The 17,950-nt window shown below is 43.5% G+C and carries 24 protein-coding genes; 4 read left to right on the forward strand and 20 right to left on the reverse strand.

The annotated features are described in order from the left end of the window. Nucleotides 1-11 precede the first annotated feature (11 nt). Complete coding sequence (locus AC1XUD_RS19625) at nucleotides 12-1,070, forward strand: sensor histidine kinase (RefSeq protein WP_082217963.1); 1,059 nt, start codon at nucleotides 12-14, stop codon at nucleotides 1,068-1,070. Continuing rightward, a complete protein-coding gene (locus tag AC1XUD_RS19630) occupies nucleotides 1,039-1,803 on the forward strand; it encodes a LytR/AlgR family response regulator transcription factor (protein WP_082217964.1) in 765 nt (254 codons plus the stop codon). Before AC1XUD_RS19625 ends, AC1XUD_RS19630 begins: the two co-directional genes overlap by 32 nt. A 300-nt stretch (nucleotides 1,804-2,103) precedes the next feature. Here the strand turns inward: AC1XUD_RS19630 and AC1XUD_RS19635 are convergent, their stop codons facing one another. The 13 genes from AC1XUD_RS19635 to AC1XUD_RS19695 form a co-directional block, all read right to left on the reverse strand. Then, complete coding sequence (locus AC1XUD_RS19635; protein ID WP_082217998.1) at nucleotides 2,104-3,027, reverse strand: molybdate ABC transporter substrate-binding protein; 924 nt, start codon at nucleotides 3,025-3,027, stop codon at nucleotides 2,104-2,106. 26 nt (nucleotides 3,028-3,053) lie between these two features. After that, nucleotides 3,054-3,515, reverse strand: coding sequence for a DsrE family protein (locus tag AC1XUD_RS19640; RefSeq protein WP_082217965.1), 462 nt, complete (start codon nucleotides 3,513-3,515; stop codon nucleotides 3,054-3,056). A gap of 36 nt (nucleotides 3,516-3,551) precedes the next feature. After that, nucleotides 3,552-4,592: a c-type cytochrome gene (locus tag AC1XUD_RS19645; RefSeq protein ID WP_082217966.1), complete on the reverse strand. Its 1,041-nt coding sequence runs from the start codon at nucleotides 4,590-4,592 to the stop codon at nucleotides 3,552-3,554. A gap of 165 nt (nucleotides 4,593-4,757) precedes the next feature. After that, a complete protein-coding gene (locus AC1XUD_RS19650; protein ID WP_082217999.1) occupies nucleotides 4,758-5,660 on the reverse strand; it encodes a LysR substrate-binding domain-containing protein in 903 nt (300 codons plus the stop codon). Nucleotides 5,661-5,731: 71 nt separating this feature from the next. Beyond that, the gene (locus tag AC1XUD_RS19655) at nucleotides 5,732-6,709 is read right to left on the reverse strand and encodes a YeiH family protein (RefSeq protein ID WP_082218000.1); all 978 of its coding nucleotides are present in this window, start codon (nucleotides 6,707-6,709) and stop codon (nucleotides 5,732-5,734) included. A gap of 423 nt (nucleotides 6,710-7,132) precedes the next feature. After that, nucleotides 7,133-8,266 (reverse strand): MFS transporter, encoded by a 1,134-nt coding sequence (locus tag AC1XUD_RS19660; RefSeq protein WP_309993496.1) that lies wholly within the window; start codon nucleotides 8,264-8,266, stop codon nucleotides 7,133-7,135. Nucleotides 8,267-8,283: 17 nt separating this feature from the next. After that, entirely contained in the window at nucleotides 8,284-8,613 is a 330-nt protein-coding gene (locus AC1XUD_RS19665; RefSeq protein ID WP_309993499.1) for a hypothetical protein, read from the reverse strand. Between the two features lie 11 nt (nucleotides 8,614-8,624). Further along, nucleotides 8,625-9,374 (reverse strand): metallophosphoesterase family protein, encoded by a 750-nt coding sequence (locus AC1XUD_RS19670; RefSeq protein ID WP_309993502.1) that lies wholly within the window; start codon nucleotides 9,372-9,374, stop codon nucleotides 8,625-8,627. Continuing rightward, the gene (locus tag AC1XUD_RS19675; RefSeq protein ID WP_309993505.1) at nucleotides 9,371-10,147 is read right to left on the reverse strand and encodes a metallophosphoesterase family protein; all 777 of its coding nucleotides are present in this window, start codon (nucleotides 10,145-10,147) and stop codon (nucleotides 9,371-9,373) included. The genes AC1XUD_RS19670 and AC1XUD_RS19675 overlap by 4 nt, the downstream gene beginning before the upstream one ends. An 11-nt stretch (nucleotides 10,148-10,158) precedes the next feature. Further along, nucleotides 10,159-11,196, reverse strand: a complete 1,038-nt coding sequence (gene arsB / locus AC1XUD_RS19680) for an ACR3 family arsenite efflux transporter (protein WP_309993508.1) — start codon at nucleotides 11,194-11,196, stop codon at nucleotides 10,159-10,161. Beyond that, nucleotides 11,193-11,642, reverse strand: coding sequence for an arsenic resistance N-acetyltransferase ArsN2 (gene arsN2 / locus AC1XUD_RS19685; RefSeq protein ID WP_309993510.1), 450 nt, complete (start codon nucleotides 11,640-11,642; stop codon nucleotides 11,193-11,195). The genes arsB and arsN2 overlap by 4 nt, the downstream gene beginning before the upstream one ends. Nucleotides 11,643-11,657: 15 nt before the next feature. Further along, nucleotides 11,658-12,215, reverse strand: coding sequence for a DUF6428 family protein (locus AC1XUD_RS19690; protein WP_309993513.1), 558 nt, complete (start codon nucleotides 12,213-12,215; stop codon nucleotides 11,658-11,660). A 55-nt stretch (nucleotides 12,216-12,270) separates the two neighbouring features. Next, nucleotides 12,271-12,603: an ArsR/SmtB family transcription factor gene (locus tag AC1XUD_RS19695; protein ID WP_309993516.1), complete on the reverse strand. Its 333-nt coding sequence runs from the start codon at nucleotides 12,601-12,603 to the stop codon at nucleotides 12,271-12,273. Between the two features lie 159 nt (nucleotides 12,604-12,762). Between AC1XUD_RS19695 and AC1XUD_RS19700 the strand changes: the two genes are divergently transcribed. Continuing rightward, on the forward strand, nucleotides 12,763-13,413 hold the full coding sequence (locus AC1XUD_RS19700) for a low molecular weight phosphatase family protein (RefSeq protein WP_483362745.1): 651 nt from the start codon (nucleotides 12,763-12,765) through the stop codon (nucleotides 13,411-13,413). 135 nt (nucleotides 13,414-13,548) lie between these two features. Here the strand turns inward: AC1XUD_RS19700 and AC1XUD_RS19705 are convergent, their stop codons facing one another. The 7 genes from AC1XUD_RS19705 to AC1XUD_RS19735 all read right to left on the reverse strand — a co-directional run bounded on the left by AC1XUD_RS19705 (nucleotide 13,549) and on the right by AC1XUD_RS19735 (nucleotide 17,385). Further along, the gene (locus AC1XUD_RS19705; RefSeq protein WP_483362746.1) at nucleotides 13,549-13,803 is read right to left on the reverse strand and encodes a hypothetical protein; all 255 of its coding nucleotides are present in this window, start codon (nucleotides 13,801-13,803) and stop codon (nucleotides 13,549-13,551) included. A gap of 195 nt (nucleotides 13,804-13,998) precedes the next feature. Beyond that, a complete protein-coding gene (locus tag AC1XUD_RS19710) occupies nucleotides 13,999-14,286 on the reverse strand; it encodes a hypothetical protein (RefSeq protein ID WP_309993520.1) in 288 nt (95 codons plus the stop codon). A gap of 11 nt (nucleotides 14,287-14,297) precedes the next feature. Then, nucleotides 14,298-14,507 (reverse strand): GDCCVxC domain-containing (seleno)protein, encoded by a 210-nt coding sequence (locus AC1XUD_RS19715; protein WP_309993523.1) that lies wholly within the window; start codon nucleotides 14,505-14,507, stop codon nucleotides 14,298-14,300. 2 nt (nucleotides 14,508-14,509) lie between these two features. Further along, nucleotides 14,510-15,100, reverse strand: coding sequence for a mercuric transport protein MerTP (merTP, locus tag AC1XUD_RS19720; RefSeq protein ID WP_483362747.1), 591 nt, complete (start codon nucleotides 15,098-15,100; stop codon nucleotides 14,510-14,512). A 10-nt stretch (nucleotides 15,101-15,110) separates the two neighbouring features. Then, complete coding sequence (locus AC1XUD_RS19725; protein ID WP_309993529.1) at nucleotides 15,111-15,503, reverse strand: ArsR/SmtB family transcription factor; 393 nt, start codon at nucleotides 15,501-15,503, stop codon at nucleotides 15,111-15,113. A gap of 367 nt (nucleotides 15,504-15,870) precedes the next feature. Beyond that, nucleotides 15,871-16,215: a DUF6799 domain-containing protein gene (locus tag AC1XUD_RS19730; protein WP_309993531.1), complete on the reverse strand. Its 345-nt coding sequence runs from the start codon at nucleotides 16,213-16,215 to the stop codon at nucleotides 15,871-15,873. A 72-nt stretch (nucleotides 16,216-16,287) separates the two neighbouring features. Then, complete coding sequence (locus AC1XUD_RS19735) at nucleotides 16,288-17,385, reverse strand: sialidase family protein (RefSeq protein WP_483362748.1); 1,098 nt, start codon at nucleotides 17,383-17,385, stop codon at nucleotides 16,288-16,290. A 150-nt stretch (nucleotides 17,386-17,535) separates the two neighbouring features. Between AC1XUD_RS19735 and AC1XUD_RS19740 the strand changes: the two genes are divergently transcribed. Continuing rightward, nucleotides 17,536-17,937, forward strand: a complete 402-nt coding sequence (locus tag AC1XUD_RS19740; protein ID WP_483362749.1) for an HYC_CC_PP family protein — start codon at nucleotides 17,536-17,538, stop codon at nucleotides 17,935-17,937. Nucleotides 17,938-17,950 lie beyond the last annotated feature (13 nt).

Here is a 17,950-nt window from a genome sequence, read left to right on the forward strand (position 1 = left end):
TCAACTATTTTATGATTACCAAAAACAATGTCCGGTTGAGTAACAGCACTGTGTTTCGTGTCTCTGCCAGAGTGATATGGTTCAGTGCTTTATTTATGGGCGTTCTGGCGTCTATACCGAAAATACTTCAGCTGCATATTACGCTTATCGAACTGGCTGTGGATGCATCCGTTGCTTTTTTGTTTTCCCTTTTTGTATGGTATTTTAATATATACAGTCTGCCTAAATTTTCAAACCGACAATTTACCAGCCGGTTTTTCAATCTCAGACTGCTCTACAGTTTGCTTTTGGGCATTGGTTTAATGTTTCTGCTGGTCAGTGCCCATCAGCTATTGTTTCCGCATTATAAATTTGAGTCGATGATCATGATGTATGAGTTTCGCGGCATACTCATCAACCTGACCATTTATATGTTTTTATACCTGCTTTATCAAAGTTATCATACACAGCTGATCGGTATAGAACTGGAACGTGTAAAAGCAGACCATATCGGGGCACAATATGAATTACTGAAACAGCAGGTCAATCCACATTTTCTTTTTAACAGCCTGAATACATTGAAATCGATGATTGAGATTGGCGATGCGCATTCCGTGGAGTTTGTTCTTAAACTTTCTGATTTTTACCGTTTTACACTGAACAACAGACAACAGGATATTATTCCGCTGTCAGAAGAATTAAATATATTGCAGGCTTATATGTTTTTACTGGAAGCGAGGTTTGAAGAAGGCATCAACCTGAATATCAATATTGAGACATCCGCAGCTTTTACTTTCATTCCTCCTTTTACATTGCAGTTACTGGTAGAAAACTGTGTAAAACACAACGTGATTTCTCTTGAACATCCTTTAAATATTAAATTGTACACCGCTGATGATACGCTGATTGTTGAAAATCAATTGCAGTTAAAGAAAAATCCGGAAGCATCAACAGGAATGGGACTGGAAAATATCAATCAGCGTTACCAGCATCTTACTCAGAAAGAAATCAGAATAGAACAGAATACAATTTCCTTTAAGGTTATTTTACCTCTTATTTATGAAAATCCTGTTGATCGAAGACGAGATTAAAACAGCCAAGGCATTAGGGCAATTAATTTTGTCTATCAATCCAACTGCAAAAATCCTGGCTACTATACAAAGTGTTGAAGCAGCAGTTAAATACATCAGGGAAAATGAAAGTCCTGACCTGATCTTTATGGATATTCAGCTGGCGGACGGCTTGTGTTTTGACATATTTAAGCTGGTTAAAGTCGTTTCGCCGGTTATATTCTGTACCGCTTTTGATGAATATGCACTGGAAGCTTTTAAAGCTAACGGAGTAGATTATGTGCTTAAACCGTTTTCCAGGGAAAGTTTAACGGCAGCACTGGATAAAGTCGTTCACCTGAAAAACTTTTTTCAAACACATGACAATGCTTTGCCGGATCTGGAAGTTCTGCTGAATAAAATTGAAGTCCGTGGTAAAAAAGGCTTTCTGGTATTTAAGAATAACAAATATCTAACCATACAAACAGAAAATATTGCGTTCTTTTACACCCATCATGATACCACCACGATAACGACTTTTGATGGCCAGGAATTTCCCGTAAACCAATCCTTGGATGAGATTTACCAGCAATTGGCACCACATCAGTTTTTCCGCATTAACCGTCAGTACCTGGTAAACTATACGGCTGTTAAAGAAGTAGAGCATTATTTTACCCGCAAACTGGTCGTATCTTTATCCGTTGACACTCCCGATAAACTACTAATCGGAAAAGATAAAACTGGCTCATTCCTGAACTGGCTGGACAGCAGATAGTAAGTAAAATAAAACAATTACTCTCATCCCCACCTCCTGGTTACATATCCTTTGATGGTTTATGACAAACTATGCCAGCATAAATTCAGATCCTCCAAAAAATTCCTGCATGTACCCTTGCACTTTTCTGTCATTTTTCTTCAGGTCCGATTGTTATTTTAACCCTAGCCTATTGTGCACATTTGTTAACAGCATAAAACGGGCTTCCCGGATTGTTAAATAGCACGTGCCGGGCTGTGCATTTGCCGTCGCTGTTATCAGAAGCCTCTGGCTAAAAAAGTCTTTTCATAGACCATTGGCTTAATCCACTGTAAAGCCATACTGGCGGTAAATCTTTTTTGCTTCGCTGCTGACCAGAAAGTTCATAAAATCTTCGGCAGCTTTGGGATGTGGCGCGGTTTTGAGCTGCCCGGCCATATAGATTGCCTGGATATTTTCCTTTTCCGGAACCGGGATCATCTCGATTGGATTGCCGATCATCTTCTGATAATAGGCCTCAGAATACCACACGGGCCCGGCCTGTGATTGTCCGTACATGATGCGCATGGGCGTCTGACGATGATGGATCTGGGTCAGATACGTTGTTTTATCTTTTACTTTTAGCTCCATGATCTTTTTTCGTAGCATTTCGCCACCGGCTTTCACATAGGCTTCTTCTATCCTTTTTCCAATTCCCTCCCATTCAGGATTGGGCATGCTCACCATCACATCTGCCCTTCCAAGATCACAGAGCCCTTTTACATTTTTAGGATTACCTTTTTGCACCATGATTGCCAGATTGTTTTTAGCATATACTTCGCTGCGGCTAAAAAAATCCTGCATCTCGGAGATCTTGGATTTGCCCGCCGTATAAACATCAGGCTGATGCGAAATCCGCATGTTGCCAACTGTTATTGATCCACTTTTAATTTGCTTGGCCAAAATACCGGGCGGAAGTGTCTCAGCAAAAATGCGGGTGTAATCAGGATAGGCTTTTTTAAAGCCGGCCAGAAGGTCATCAATGACCATAAACTGGTTTCCGGCAAAAAACACAACCAGCTGCGGATCAACGATATCTCCGTACAGATCAGGCACATTGTCAACACCCGCTACGGTAAAGGAAAGGCCTTCGTTCCAGGGTTTGTTCCAGGGTGGGTCAAAACGGTGTTCCTGCTGCTGGGCATGAAGCTGACTTAGGCTTGTTAAACTCAAAATGAGTGCGGTGATGATTACTAAATGTTTCATATCTGTTGTTAATAGGTTGATGATGATCATGGATGTACAATGGCCCAGCCTTGCTGCTGACGGATAATGATTTCTCCGTTTCCGCTGGGCACATAAGAAATAAAGTCAAAGAGCTCATCTTTGCTGATTTTTCTTTCTCGCATCGTGTTCTCGCATTCAGCCAGAATCACCCCTCGCTGCTGCAAAGCTTTTAGCTGGGTTTCATAGGGCTGGTCCTTTTTAAACACGGTCACTCCCCCGCCATGCGCCACAAGTTCCACTTCCAGTTTTCCATTTAAACGCGGGTCATCCAGCGCATTCATAATGTTTCTCATCGTTGCTTTAATTACTTTTTCGTCATCACTATTAAGCTGATAAACCACCTTATAGGATTTCTGATCTGCAATAGCTCCGTGAAAATCTGCTGGACTTACGGGAGATTTCTGCGCAATCGCACCTGCAGAAATAAGCATTGCTGCTACATACATCATTGTTTTCAACGTTTTCATCTGTTTTGGTTTTAAAAGATTAGGGTACTGTTTAAATTATTTTCTTTCTTTTTTTGCATCTGCAATAGCCTTGAATGGACCAAGCTTATGCTGTTTCTCTGTAAATTCGTCAGCATAGGGTGCAAACGGAAAATCAATTGGTTTTTTGGTAAGGTCCACCCAATCATTTTTTTGGTCTTTGTGCGGGCGTGGCTGTGAATTGACAAATGCGGCAAGATCCCAGGCTTCTTTCTCAGTCAATAGCCTGTTTTCATAACTCGCACCGAAAGGCATGTTGTTTACCACATAGCCTGCAAAGGAGGAAAGCCGGTAAAGTCCTGCCCCGTCGTTGTAGCTGTTTTTACCCCAAAGCGGCGGATAGATGTAAGACCCTTTCTCCGGATTGGGTATTCCTTCACCGTTAACACCATGACAGCTTTCACATTTGGCTTTGTAAATAATCTGCCCATTTTTAGGATCTGCGGCTCGGTCAAGGTAGGCAAGCTTCTCTAGCCCCGTTCCTTTCGGCACGATACCTTTGGGAGTATCCTTCCCCAGCCACTTCATGTAAGCGATCATCGCTGTCATTTCCTTGCTGGCGCTGTCGGGTTTCGTTCCGTTTAAACTTCTTTCAAAGCAGTCTGAAATGCGTTTGATGATGGTCTCTTCTGTGCCCGAACGTGCCCTGAATTTGGGATAAGTGCTGAATACCGCCGCATAATTATTGCCCATGATTTTGGTACCTGCGTCAAGATGGCAGTTCTGGCAGTTCATCCCATTACTAATCTGCATCACAGTTCCTTTTGGCCCCAGGTAGTCAGCGGTGTGTGCAATCAGCTCTTTTCCATACCGGATCAGCTCTATCTCGCTGATTTTGGGAATAGAATCTGTCTTCGGCGGCTGCCAGAGTTGATTTTGCGGCCGCACTGATTCCGTTTTCTTTGGGGCACTAGCAGCACTGGCTGATGGAATTTTAGCCGGTCTTTGCGCCAGGCCAGGCAGTAGAATTCCAGTGATCAGCAGCAACAGACCTGCCAATCCAAGAAGACAAGTCAGAGTATTTTTCAGCAACTTCAGAAAGGTTATTGGATCCTTCATATTTATTAGGTTTAGAAAATTATTGTTCAGGCAGATTCAAGGGTATGATGACGTTCTGCTGATTGATGATACAAAGATAGGGTGAACACAGCCCTAATAGAAATCATTAAAAGTAATGTGCCATAACATTTCATTATAGAAGAGCGTACCATTCATATACTTTCATCACCTGGGTAATCCGGCATTACGGCAGGCAAATTTCATAAACAGTTCAGGAAGCGCTTCTTGCTGACCATGAAGCTGTGTGAAATAAAAATACCTTTCTATGTTAAGCCCTTCAATATCGACAATGTAGCACTCCTTGTTTTGAAGCTCCTTTAATACCGCATGGATCGAAAGCAATGCCATACAATCAGAATGAAGCATGTATAATTTTATACTTTCGCTTCCTCCAAGCTGCATTTCGCTTTTTAAATCAGACAGGCTCATGCCTGCCGCTTTTAGTGCATGTCCGATTACTTCCAGTGTTCCCGAACCCGGCTCCCGAAGAAGAAGCGGAATTTCTTTGAGCTGCTGCGGCAGAATAGACCCTGATTTTACAAATGTATTTTTCAAACTGGAAACCAGCACGATTTCATCTTTCAGAAACTCTGAATACCGGATGGCTGTATTTTTAGAATAACCCTCGATCACGCCCAGGTCAATTATTTTGTTCTGAAGCAGCTGCTCGATCTGCTCGGTATTATTAACCGTAAGTGTCACCTGCACATCCGGTAACTTATTATGGAATGCGGCTAAAATAGGAGGTAAAACATATTGTGCAAGCGTGGTACTGGCACCTAGCCTGAGTATACCGCTATGCCGTCCAGCCAGCGCATTGATATCAAATTCCAGGTTCCGGTAGGCTTCAAGTATCTGCTTGGTATGCACCAGCAGCAGCTGTCCGGCCTGGGTCAGGGTGATTTTTGAACCGTCTCTTTCAAAAAGTTTTATCTTAAGCTGGCTTTCAAGCTCATGGATATGTTTGGTCACAGCAGGCTGGGATATAAACAACTCAGAAGCTGCTCTTGTAAAATTAAGCCTGGTAGCAACTGCTTGAAATACCTGCAAACGAAAATCGAATAGCATAGCTCTTTTTAAAGTTAGTTTAGCCGGATTTTCCATCCGTTCATTATATTTTATTTTTATAAAGTCCTTTATCAGGCCCAATGCACAACTGCATACAAGGCAACGGCCGAGATCACGATCCAGAGTGCAAGGCCCTGAAGTAACGGCTTGTACCCAATGGATGTAAGCACTTTTCGTGACAGGCCAGCACCGATCAAAAACAAAGTAAGCGTTAACCCCGCCTTAGCGATACCGGTTAACAAGGGCTTTACCAGGGCGATCTGAGGGACATTGGTATTGACCACCATGGCAAGTATGAAAAATCCTATAAAGTAAGGAATATTAATCTTTTTAGATTCATTCTTAAAGATAAAGGTGGAAGCAAAGGCAACCGGTATAATCCACAGTGCCCTGGCAAGCTTTACTGTGGTGGCTACTTCAAGTGCCTGCTCGCCGTATTTGCTGGCCGCCCCTACTACCGAACTGGTATCATGGATCGCCAAAGCACACCATAGGCCAAACTCAGCCTGGGACAAATTATAGTAATGTCCGACTAGCGGAAAAATGATCAATGCAGCTGAATTGAGAATAAAAACACAGCCAAGAGCTACAGATATCTGTTTCTCTTTCGCCTGGATGACGGGAGAAATTGCTGCAATCGCGCTTCCGCCGCAGATCGCCGTTCCACTCGAAATCAAAAAGGACGTTTTTTCTTCAATACGCAGCCATTTTCCCAGCAGATAACCGAAGCCCAAGGTCATACTGATTGACCCTAATGTGAAAAGTATGCCCTCACTGCCTGCTTTAATCGCACTGTGCACATTCATGCCAAAACCCAGGCCAACAACAGAAGCCTGTAAAAGCCAGTGCGTTGCTTTATGGTTTAAGTGCAGGTATGGGTGGCCGCTTAGCTGAGCAACAACCAAGCCCATCAGTAAGGCCATGGCCGGACTTACCAATTGTGTAATGCTAAGCACAACACAAACAATGAATATTATTTTTCTGCCGTTTTCGCTTAGGTTAACAAGTAATCCACTCGTTTGCTTTGTAATCTGATTTTGAGTATTCATGACTTTTCTGTTTTGATACTCAAAGGTCCTGGATTTAGGATTCATATTTTCATCACAAAAAGGCATGTGTTATAACTAAATGTTATCATACATAAATTATCTTTCCCAACATTGTACCAGTCAGGTTTATTATCAAAGGTGCCAGATGCTCTTTACCCCACTTTCAAGTTTCGGGCAGGTCAACTCATTGCATAACCCTGTCCAGTTGTCTTTTTCAACCAAAACGTCGGTTGAATGGTCAACGCTTTTTAGGACGGGTCAATATTTATAAAATACGATTTAACGTGTACGGCAAACCATTATATGTACCAAAAGAGCTTATGGTATCTCAGAAGTGAATAATGTTGCATTTTTACCAAAGTTCGTTTATACCACCGATTAATTTGGCAGGTATTCGGTATCGACAATATCTATAACGTTGCGTTAAACACGGAGTGCCGTTGCCTTTCGGTAGTATACCCAGGTAAGAAATATTAGAACCAAAGTGAGAGCCGTGAAGATCAGGCTCAAATGATTATTGGTCAATAAAAAGCCGCCCGCTAATGCGCCAAATGCCGACCCCGCATCCCGGAAAGTGGCATTAATTGATACTGCGTGTGTCACATCGTCTTTCCCAGCGGATGCCGCTCCAGCTGCTAGTGATGCATTAACATTATAAAAGGTAAATACAAGGATCAATCCAGGCATTACCCAGCCACTTGTTGCCAGCAGCAAACCCAGGCAAATTAGCAAAATAGAAGCTGAGTAAATATCCGCAAGCCCATACCGGTCAGCGGACCAACCCGCAAAAGGCGAAATTAAAAGGGAACATATCCTCCGGAAGAAAAGAAACCCGGCAGCTGCGGCGGTGATTTCAACCGGTGACCAATCAGGCTGCGCGCTCATCAACAGGGTCCCAATCAAAACCACGAGCATTCCTTCCACTGCAAAAGCACCTAAAAACGCTAGCCGGTTAAAGACTGTTGGAAATGATATTTTGAAGTTAAATGGGCGAGCTAGCGACCGGTCTCTTTCTTTCAGCTTTAAGGCAAAGTATATTCCTGGAATCGAAAGCAGTGCAATCACCAAAAAGATCCAGCTAGGATTCATTACTTCAAAAAGCATCGGGCCGATCAATAACGCCAGCAGCGGCCCTGACTCAATTATACTTTGGCTAACCCCCAATGCCAAGCCTTTCTTAGGATAATCCATGGCATAAGTAATTGCCCCAACGCGAAGGACAGAATAGGATATGCCCCACAAGATCCTAAGAAGCAGCAAAGTTGCAATGCCAAAACCTGCACCATAGCCAGCTGTGGCTAATACGGATACAATCGCCGCAACAACAACAGGTATACGAAAACCTCTAAGACTGAAAACATGCAAAATAAGCGGGTTAAGCAAGATTCGTGTGAAGCGGTTAATTGACAGGATGGTGCCAATCCAAATGATTGGAACGTGGATACTGGAAGCATTTATTGGCAGAAAAGAATATAGAAATGCATCACCCATCAAAGCGAAGCTCAAGCTGAAAGACGCATACATGGGCAATTTCATTTCGGCAATATTCTTTCTCATCCCTCCCTTAATTCGGTTTATTTAGCTCTTACAAACCTTAATCTGACTATGTAGCTTGCGGCTGGATGATGATCAGGCAAAAATATCCTCTTTCCAGTCAGCTGCCGGATCAGATCGTAATTAAGCTTATCATCGCGGGTAAATACTTTCACTTTCCCTATAGCGCTATCTTCGCCAACAGAAAACTGTATTACAACTATACCGCCATTTTCACCAAGAACAGCAGGATAGTCAAGAAGGCAGGATAATTGATTGCCTATTTCATATGGCTTTTCCCATCTTGTTAAAGAATAGCAAGTTGCCACTGTGGTAAAAAAGAGAAGGAACAAAACCATCAAACCTTTCATCTGGATAAAGGTTAATATGCTTTTCTTAAATTATCTGCAAAAGCATTAGGAAGTAGGCTCAGCTCTACGGCCTGCGCTGCCTTTTCTACATCGTATTTAACCCTTACAAATTCAACCTGAACAGCATCTTGATCTGCTATACTGGCTGTGTGATCAATGGTAATTAATACATAACAAGCGCGCGCATCACCGTCCTTGGGTTTACCGACAGAACCAGTGTTAATCAGGTGATGAAAATGCTCACTGCCGTTCTCACCGGAATTGATGACGCGGTGATATGGTTTGTGCGAATGTCCGAAGCAAAGGATGTCCGCTTCAAATTCCTTGACTAGCCCCAGCATGTACTGCTCAGGTAGCTCCTTCAATAAATACTCGTTAATGCTGCGCGGGCTACCATGTACAAGCAGCATGTGCAGCTGCTGATCATTAAGCTGAAACTCTATTCGCAAATGCCTGGGGAGTGTTAACAGGTAATCCCTTTCCTTGTTTCCAACCAGTTTATAAGCATATTCGCTGTTTTCTTCTTTGCTGCAATCGCCTTGGGAAGGCAGTATTTTTGCAACTTTCAGGTCGTGGTTTCCTGCAATGGCTGCAATGCCGTGTTTGCGCACCAAACCAATTACTTGGTTAGGCCATACATTATAGCCCACAAGATCGCCAAGGCAGTAAACAGCGTCTGGCTTCTTGATTTCCAGATCCGCTAGCACCGCCTCAAAAGCGGGAAGGTTGGCATGGATATCAGATAGTAGTGCTATTTTCATTTCCCCAGACGTAATGATTCTGCATAGGCATTGGGAAGGATGCTGCCTTCTACGGCCTTGGCTGCCTTTTCAATATCATATTCAAAGCGTATAAACTCTACCGTAATGCTTTCCTTGCTTGATGCCAGTGCATCTGCATTAATATGGAGGATCACATAGCCGCCCCTTGGGTCACCATCTTTTGGCTTACCGACAGAACCAATATTGATCGCATGGCGGAAATGGTCTGTGCCGTTTGACTGAACTGAGCCCAGGATCCTATGATAGGGTTTATGGGTATGCCCGAAAAGCATGACATCTGCACCGGCCTGCTCCATAATCCGCAACATGCTTTTTTCATCGCGGTCCTCAAACAAGTATTCATTGATCCGTCGCGGGCTGCCATGCACCAGAAGAACTGATAACGGTTTCTCATTAAGTTGAAATTCCAGACGGATGTGTGCCGGCAAGGTTCTTAAATAAGCCCGCTGCTCGTCTTTGACAATTTCGTTTGTGTAAGCGATCGACACTTTGCCGTTTTCTTTTTCATCGTCTGTCTTATATGCACAGCCGCAATCATCGCTGCTCCTTCCGATGCCAAAATCGTAATTACCGGCAATAGTAGGAATACCACGCTTTCTGATTTCGTCAATAACTCCATTAGGCCATATGTTATAACCAACCAAATCACCCAGGCAATAAATAGCATCAGTATCTCTGGTTTCAACATCTTTGAAAAACGCATCCAAAGCCGGAAGGTTGGCGTGAATGTCAGAAAAAAGGGCAATTCTCATTTAATATGTAGTTAATTGGAAAACTTGTGCTGTTGTTTGAGTGCAAAATTGACCATCAGGATCAATACCGGCACTTCGATTAGTGGGCCGATTACAGCAGCGAATGCAGCCCCCGAATCAATCCCGAATACAGCGATAGCGACCGCGATCCCAAGCTCGAAGTTGTTACCTGCGGCTGTGAAGGCCAGCGATGTTGATTTGGCATAATCCGCGCCTGCACGTTTGGACAAGTAAAAAGCGGAGAAAAACATGATTGCAAAATAGATCGTCAGTGGCAGCGCAATGCGCAGCACATCAAAGGGGATACTGACAATCAGCTGGCCCTTCAAACTAAACATGACCACAATCGTAAAGAGCAAGGCAATTAATGTGATTGGGCTGATGGCTGGAAGGAATTTTGTCTCATACCACTGCTTACTAAATAGCTTTGTTAATACGATCCGGGAAATAATACCTGCCAAGAACGGGATGCCCAGATAGATAAAGACGCTTTGGGCAACCTGGCCAATCGTAATGTTTACCTCAAATCCTTTCAGTCCGAAAAGTGGTGGCAATACCGTTACAAAAACGTAGGCATAGACAGAGTAAAACAAGACCTGAAAAATGCTGTTGAAAGCAACCAGCCCTGCCGCATACAGGCGGTCACCATTAGCAAGTTCATTCCAGACAATCACCATGGCAATGCAGCGGGCAATGCCGATCATGATCAAGCCAGTCATGTATTCTGGCTTATCAGGAAGGAAGATGACGGCTAGGCCAAACATCAGCAGCGGGCCAATGATCCAGTTTTGAAGCAGCGAAAGCCCCAGGATCTTGGTATTGTTAAACACCTTTGGCAGCTCTGCATAACGCACCTTGGCCAGTGGCGGGTACATCATCAGCACAAGGCCAATGGCCAGTGGAACGTTCACGCCTGACCCCGAATTAAACTGGTTGATAAAATCCGGTGTGCCGGGTAAGAAATAGCCAATTGACACACCGATCAGCATGGCCAAAAAGATCCACAAAGTCAGGTAGCGGTCTAAAAAAGAAAGACGTGGGTTATTCATGCGGTTGTATGCGTTAAATCTCTTTTCATAACGACAGCAGATGTTGGGCAAAGACCGCTAAACTGCCTGGTTTGCTGAATGGCTTCCGGCACTTGCTCACGGTTTACGACCACAAAGCCATAGCGGTCAAAATAATGGTCAGCTGTGGTTGTGATCAAGTAGACCGCTTCAATTTCTTGCTTGTCAGCATTTGCCAGAAGCTGCTCGACCAATTTCCGGGCAATGCCCTTACCCTGATGATCGGGGCTAACTGCAATTGAGCGTAACAGTCCGACTTGTTCAAACAGCTCCATTCCGGCGACACCAACAAGTGCTCCTTCGTTTCTGGCTAAAATGAAATGTTCTAAACCAGTAGGCAAGTCATCAGTAAGAAGGTCTGCTTCTTTCAGCAGGCTGGTTACTAGTTCTCTGTCTGCTGGCCCTGCTTTATCAATTTGTAGTTTCATAGCTGGTTGTTTTGATTAGCAGCACCCAGAGCCAGGCTTGCAGCTGTCTCCATCAGAGGTAACCAATTCAAGTTCCTGTTTAACAGGCGAAGGTGCGCAGCACGATGCTTCGGCGGGCGACGTGCCGCAGCTTTGGTTACGGGTAAGTGCTTTGCATTGGGTGAAGTCCGGGACCAGGTTAACAGTGAATGTTTCACCATCGGAAGCAAACTCTCCGGGGTACATCTGGCGTGTATCAAACTTGGAATTACCAAACTCAATTTTAATTGTTGCGTTTGGGTTCAGGGGAAGAGATTTTTCAACCAGATCAACAATTTTTAGCGCTTTGTCAATTTTCATTGAACGGTCAACTTCTTTCTCTGAGGGTTCCCATAGCTGCACGATCACTTCTGTCCAGCTGTTCATTACCCCACCGCAATCAACTGAAACAATCGGTGCTTGTTTGATCTCGGTAATGTGGTAAGAGCTGTCTACAAACTTGCCTTCCTCATATTGGAATTGCAGGTGTAGATCTGGATTTTGTTTAAGGGCATTTTTAAATTCACCCCAGGTTAACGGATTTGATTGGCTCATGGTTTCTATTGGTTAAATGTATTATTACGATTGATATTTTCAAAAAAATGCCCTGCTAATTGCAGCAAGATTCACTTAGGGCAAATGTATCAAGCAGCAAGCCAAATGTTTTCTGCGCTTCTGACCACACGACCGGGTTAATGCAATAGCATACCCTTGGTGGATTGATTTCGCCATGGATGATCCCAATCCTTTTAAGCTCCTTCAAATGCTGGGAAACAGTTGCCTGGGCAAGTTCGAGCTCATCTACTAAATCACCACAGACACATGCTTTTCTGGAAATCAGCAGTTGCAGGATCGCAACCCTGGCTGGATGCGAAAACGCCTTGGCCAGATCCGCGATACGGTTCTGCTGCTCGGTGAATATTTCGGTTTTAGTTACTCCCATGCTGCAAATATAGATACCATTTAGCCAATTGCAATATTACGATTAATATTTTTTTGTCTTCTAATTTCTATCGTATCTTTACGATCAACTACAACTTACCTGATAAATATGCACCTAATCAATCTGTTACTTATAACTGTTTTTACCACTGCCGCAATCATGCCATCTATCAACTCTGACAACAAAAAAGCACTAAACCCAAAGCTCTCTTCCTACATCGAAACTATCAAAGACGACTTCTCAAAAATTCCGGACGAACGAACACAAGAGCTTGACAAAATAGCCGCATTTATCCAAAAGCAGGTTAAAGCCGCGCAGCCTGTGCAGCTCACCTACATCTGTACCCACAATTCGCGCCGCAGTCATTTCGGCCAAATTTGGGGCGCAACTGCTGCTGCATATTACGGTATCCCTAATGTGAAAACATATTCTGGTGGTACTGAGGCCAGCGCGTTCAATGAGCGGGCGGTTGCTGCTTGCAAGCGGGCCGGTTTTGATGTAACGAAAACATCAGAGGGCAAAAACCCGGTTTATCATGTCAGCTACGGGGCCGGAACTGAACCTATGAAGGCATTTTCAAAAAAATATGATGATGCCAGCAACCCGCAAAGTAATTTCTGCGCTATCATGACCTGCTCGCAGGCTGATAAAGCGTGCCCTGTGGTAAAAGGAGCAGCTGCCAGGGTTGCTGTCCCTTATGATGACCCCAAAGCCTTTGATGGCAGCGCGCAGGAGACAGCCAAATACGACGAGCGTTGCAAACAGATCGCAACTGAAACACTGTATGTCTTTTCAAAAGTGAAAAGGTGATAAGTATTTCATTACCCTAAATAGGACGGGATGCCGCAAGACTACGATTTAATAAATTTCCTGGAACAGGGACTGAAGAATGTTGCTCCGCTCGCCGAGAATTGCATGCGTCATCTGTGAAAGACTGGCAGGAATCTATGCTAACTCGCTCGCTGATTTTGCGCCCTGCCTACGTAACCACTCAACCAGCTCGTCTGCTCCTTCCCGCTGTGCAGCATCCAGGGGTGATAGATTTTCCCAGTCGGGTATCCAGTTTACATTGGCTCCCTGTTCAAGTAAGAAAGCAGCTGCTGTTTTCTGTCCACCATGACAACAGCTCCAAAAAGCGCGGTCAATCTCTCCCATTTCGGGTCCTGAATTCTCAGTGAAATAACCCTCTAATCTATCCATCAGGCCAAGCGTAGCAGCATCCGTTAAATTAGTTCGTGCGCCGAGCTCAACAAGCCGGTGTGCGGCTTTCCATTGTCCAAAAGCTCTTGCATCAGTAAGCGGGGTTCCCCCGGCAATGACCGCGCCTTCGGCTTCTATATTTGCGCCGGCATCAATTAAAGTATCAAGCGCTTCGATGTCATCACTACTAGCCGCCTAATGCAGGGGCGTTTCAATATGTGGACCGGTGAATTGTGCATTCACATCGGCTCCGGCATCAACAAGCGTTTTGATGGTTTGTGCGATATTAGGGAAGTGACCAGGCCAGTCTGTGGCAACGTGTAGCAATGTACGGGACATGCCACAAGGGTCATTATCACCAAGCCTGACTTTTGACAACCCAGGATTATCGGCCAGTAATCGGGAAAGGGCCAAGATATCCTCTGTTTGAATAGCCTTAGCAACTGCAACCGCAAGAGGATCATCTGTATCAATATAGTTCATTGATTATAGGCTTAATGGCAACAGCTTCTTTGCTCTTGGATAGGCGGGCATTTCTCAGATCCAAATGAACAGAAAACACAGCAATCGCCGGTCAAAGGCTTCAACAGGAGCTTACAAGAGCTGCACTCATAAAAATACATGCATGCGTCTGTCGGCATAATTTCTGTTTGCTGATGCCCACAATTCGGGCATGTAATAACAGATTCAAGTGTTGCGACCATTTTTAAAGTGTTTTTGTGGCTGTTACTTTGTACCCAGTCGCATCGACCGCTTTTTTAATATCAGCAATTGAGGTTTTCTTACTATCAAATTTGACGGTGGCCGCCCCTTTAGAGTACGAGACATCAACCTGTGAAACGCCTTTCAATTTAGCAACCTCCTTTTTAACATGATGTTCACAGCTTTCGCAAGTCATCCCTTTGATTGTTACATAGGCAACCTTTTGCGTCCCCTGTTGTGCAGGTTGTAAAACTTGCTGGCCGTTCTCTTGGTATAGCAGTTTTGAATAAGATGGGAAGGTTAACAATAGTAACGCTATTCCTGTTACTATGGCTAAGAACCCCCTGGTTTGCCAAAAGAAGGTTTTGTTTGTATCGCAAGCGCAGTCTTTCATTTTATTGGATTTAAATTGTTCATACCAAGCCCAGCCTAATGCGCCAATGGTTAGTGCAATGCTATATGGGCGAACGGATTCAAGCCACACTAATCCACTCGCTGAGCCAGAAGTGCCTAGAATTACAGCTAACAGCGGAATTGTGCAGCAGAGCGAAGAAGCAAATGCAGTGAAAAGTCCGATCAATCCTGTCGTTTTCATAGTTCAATTTTTAACCCAGGCTAACCGCTAGCTCTGACGACTTTTGTAAAGTGGTGAGATGTGCTAAAATCAAATGCAAAATATCTGAGGATTCTTCCCGGAGCGAATAAAACACGGTCTGTCCAACCTTTCTGGCTTGGATCAGTTGTGCATCTTTAAGCTTACGTAAGTGCTGGGAAACGGCTGGAATACTCATGGCTAAAATGTCAGATAAATCGCAGACGCATAGATTGTTTTCTTCTCGCAGCAGATAGATGATTTTCAAACGGTTCTCATTTCCCGCCAAGTCCATCACCTGGGCTAACCGCCCAAAGAATGGCTGAAATTCATTTATGGTTTCTACGTATTGCTGGATTTTGTCCTGATCCTCGTAAACCCGAATACAGCCTTGTTGATCGCCCATATACATATAATTTAATGTGTAAATATAGGCATATTTAAGTATTTAAGCAAATTGTTAAATACAAGACTCTTTTACCTCTCTTGTGACTTGAACGTGAGGTTACATACTTCTCCCACAAATAGTAAATATTTCAAATTCTTAATGAGACAGTAAATTTATTGAAGACCTATATATTTCAGAAACAAATAGGAAGATCTCAAGGCCGGGGAAAGATCGAACGGTTTTTCCAAACGTGTGTTTATTAATTATTAGGTTATACGATTGGCAGCAAGCTTATTAGCAAAAGCCGCGGGATATGGGCAAAATTGCAAAAAAAACCCTTACATACTGTTGATAAGTATATAAGGGACCTATGCGGGACAGATTTTTAGTTAGTACCCGATTTTTTAGGTTTATGTTTTTTCATGTCCATGTCCATCTTACCCATTTTCCCATCCATATCGACCATTTCTCCTTCTTTAAGCGGCTTATTGGTACCATCCTTCATCATTACGGTGCCATCTTTCATAATCATTGTTCCGTTTTTCAACGTCATATCTTCGGTCATCGTAGTCATCTCACCGCCTTTCATGACCATCATCTTCCCATCGTGCATCATAACACAATCTTTCATAGATGCATGATGCATTTTATCCATTTTCTTTTCTTTATCCTGTGCATATACAGTAACGGAAAAAAGAATTGCTACCATTAAGGCAAGTAATTTTTTCATTGTTCTCGGTGGTTAAAATTATAATGGAATACTGCTCAATAAGTATGCCTAAGTATTCTCTACTATCAAAATTTACAATAAAATGGATTTCACCAAAATCTGCCCATCGCGTTCAAAAACACAAAGTGAGGTTTTTTTATCAGCTATCAGGGCAAGCTTGGGATATTGACCCTTACCTATCGAAACGGTATTCTGCCCGTTAGCACTGCGAAATTGAATAGCCCCATCCTGTTGCCAGGCAATTGCAGCTCCTTTGCCAGTTTGCAAAATTACAGGGGTACGGCCAACTCCCAGTTTTATTTCCGGCTTTTCGGGCTCGGCTACATAGACATCCAGTTGGCGCCTCCAGACCGTGGTAACTCTCCCATTCTCATCAGCTGCCAAGTCGCCGCCATCCATAGGGCAGCCATCAATCATAAAATCACCTGTTCCAAGTTTTTGGGCTTTGCCAAAATGCTTGCCATTGTCCTTGGAACTGATCAGGTACATGTTTCGGGCTCCATCGAGCTTATTCCGGAACATAACGTGCATACTGCCGTTTTGATCAAAAGACACAGATGGCTTACAGCAGTCACAAATACCTTTCTGATCTCCCTGATAGATCAATTGATTTTTCTCCCAGGTTAATCCGCCATCTTTGGAAAGTGACCCGTATAGATTATTGTTGCCCAGCCGCGTATCCAGCCAAACAGTATATACATCGTTGCCTTTACCAGCACTTAGCCCAGAAAGAGCTTCTTTGGCGGTAGTATCCATATCATTGACCTTCACAGGGGCAGACCATTGATTATCTGAATTGGAAAGTCGCATTGCAAATAAATCACCATGATGGTCGCCGACAGTAACCACTGTATAGTCCTTTGTTGTTGAAATCTGCGGTCCCCTGCCCATCCCGAGGCCCATTTTCGAAAAGTTGCCTAACCGGTCAGGTTTGGAAAATGATTTCCCCCCATCATTTGAAGATACAAAATACAGGTCCCTCTGATCGCCATTTTTGACTCCATATACAATCCCGACCGTTCCATTTTGATCAATAGCGATTTCGGGCTGACTACCCATACCTAAATTATATTCTGCATCCGCCGGTCCAGGCCCGGGCGGATCTGTTTGAAAAATCAAAAAGACGGGAAGGGCAATCAAAAGTCCAAGCTTCGCTAAAAATATGTTCATGGTTGACATTTACTTAAATTTACCTAATTTAGTAAGAATTGACAGGCATTATTGATTAATGCTTATCAATCCAAAAATTATGTAAGTCTGAGCCAAAATTGTATAATGAAGTAAGATAAATATTTTCAAGCTTTGCACTTTGAGTCCATCATGAAAAAGCTTACTGTACTTTTCTTGACCTTTCTATACCTGGGTACTGCAACCGGTGTTACCTTACACCTGCATTACTGCATGGGGGAAGTGGTCAATTTGGAGGTTACAAAAGTAGATCATAGGCACTGTGAAAATTGTGGGATGGATAAAAACAAGTCCACAAAAAACGGGTGCTGCAAAGACGAGTTTAAAAAAGTAAAGACCGACGATTCCTACAAACTGACAGAAAATACACTTAGTAACCCACTGCTTTCTGTGGCAGTGTTAAACGAAGTGTTAATATATGATTTTTACGCAGCATCTTACCCGAATGTTTTAGGGGCGGGCAATCAAAGTAATGCTCCTCCCCGAAGTAAACCAGTCCCGGTTTATATTCTACACTGCAGTTATCTGATTTAAAATTTTGTGTCCT

The organism is Dyadobacter sp. HNCC25DJ184 (assembly GCF_056895215.1).